Origin of the sequence: Clostridium sp. AF36-4 (assembly GCF_003435975.1) — a bacterium.
Lineage (GTDB): Bacteria > Bacillota > Clostridia > Lachnospirales > Lachnospiraceae > Eubacterium_F.
Window position 1 is genome coordinate 1 of sequence record NZ_QTVH01000050.1, and the last position, 438, is coordinate 438.

The window sequence follows — 438 nt, forward strand, 5'->3', positions numbered from 1 at the left end:
GGATATGGAAGAACTAAACAGGCAATGTGTAAATTACATACCATTTCATTTTTTATCAATAGAAGATGTGGAGACATTTGTTTTGAATATTATTATAACCGTGCCATTTGGCTTTTTGGTTCCGATTCTTTATAAATGTGATTGGCGTAAAATAATAGTTTCTGGGATTTTATTTGGCGCTATCACGGAGATTATACAGGCAGGGGTGGAAGCTTTTGTCGGAGTTAATATGCATAGGATTGATATGAATGATGTGATTGCCAATTTTTCTGGTGTTGTAATTGGATATGCCGGTTATTGTTTGCTGCGGATTCTATTAGAAAAGATATTTCAAAATGGGAACGTGAAAATTGAATGTGAAAAATATTTGTCAGATTTTTGCTTTTTGGAACGTTATTATTAATAGGAGCAATTATTAATAAAGTTAGGAGGAGGTGA

Annotated in this window: 1 protein-coding gene; it reads left to right on the top strand. The window is 32.9% G+C overall.

The features are described 5' to 3' along the window. Positions 1–403, top strand: a 403-nt coding sequence (locus DW005_RS13320) for a VanZ family protein (RefSeq protein WP_147324448.1), incomplete at its 5' end; no start/stop codon positions are given. Positions 404–438: the final 35 nt, after the last annotated feature.